This window comes from bacterium, from assembly GCA_040755795.1.
Lineage (GTDB): Bacteria > UBA9089 > CG2-30-40-21 > CG2-30-40-21 > SBAY01 > JBFLXS01.
Genome location: JBFLXS010000708.1, coordinates 1 through 1,277, shown reverse-complemented (window position 1 = coordinate 1,277; position 1,277 = coordinate 1). Strand labels below are relative to the sequence as shown.

Annotated in this window: 1 protein-coding gene; it reads right to left on the bottom strand. The window is 37.0% G+C overall.

The window, feature by feature from the left end:
* On the bottom strand, nucleotides 1-1,140 hold a 1,140-nt coding region (locus tag AB1414_21105), incomplete at its 3' end, for an FtsX-like permease family protein (protein ID MEW6609911.1).
* Between the last annotated feature and the right edge of the window lie 137 nt (nucleotides 1,141-1,277).

Below are 1,277 nucleotides of genomic sequence, written 5' to 3'. Positions count from 1 at the left end.
CGAAAGCAGACTTAAAATAATCGCAGATAAACTTATAAGTCCAACATCGTTCCATCTTATATGGATGGGAATAGAACTAAGATAATAGACATCACCCGGTAGTTTAATAAATTGATATTTTGCTAATAATTCACACAGCCCTATTCCCGCTAAAAATCCAATAATTGTCCCAACTATGCCGATAATTGCCCCTTCTAATAAAAATATTGCCTGAATACTTAAAGAACTGGCGCCCATAGCCCGGAGTATTCCAATCTCCTTTGTCTTTTCCATCACTCGCATCATTAAACTTGACGCAATGTTAAATCCAGCAACCAGAATAATCAGAGAAAGGATAATAAACATCACAGTTTTTTCTAATTTTAAGGCAAAGAAGAGGTTTTTATTCATCTGCTCCCAGGTTCTAACCCAATACGGATAGCCTAATTTATTTATTATCTTTTCGGAGAGCTTTGAAACCAGACATATATCACCTGTTTTTACAGTAATGACGCTTACCGCATTTTTTAATCCAAGTAAATCTTGAGTTTCTTTTAAAGGAAGACAGGCAAAATTGGCATCGTATTCATACATTCCTGTCTCAAAAATGCCTTTCACAGTCAATTTAGTTGGCAGGAAATTCATTTTATTTTCTTGAGATATAAATAAATTCACCTTATCATTAATTATGACACCCAATTTTTTGGCTAATTCTTTACCAAGCAGAATTTCTTTACCGGATATTTCAAAAGAGCCCTGTTTAGTGTATCCTTTTAATTTAGAGACCGTAGGTTCAAGTCTGGTATCAATCCCTTTCAAAACTATCCCGGCATTTCCATATTCAGAGGTCAATATGGCTTGAGTCGTAATAAGAGGGGCAACACCAATTATCCTGGAATCTATATTTTTTATCTTCTCAATAATTGCGGAATAATTTTTTAATTCTGTTCCCATCCCTTCGGTGACAAGCAGATGGGCATTCACTCCGACTATTTTTTCTTTCAGGTCCTGCTCAAAGCCACCCATCACGGAGAGGGTAGTAATAAGCGTGGCAACACCCACCGCTACCCCGGCAATCGAAAACAGGGTAATAATAGGTATGAACCGTTCCCTTTTTCTGGCTAATAAATATCTAATTCCAATAAAGAATTCATAAGGCATAGTATCTTTCTTTGTAACCGTTCAGGGCTATACATTAGAAGTGTAAACAAGGAGAAATGGGGAAAAGGGAGAATTGGAGAAATGGCTCAAACTTTTTCTTGCTCCACCCTTCGGACATCAATCCTGGAGTCTGCGAA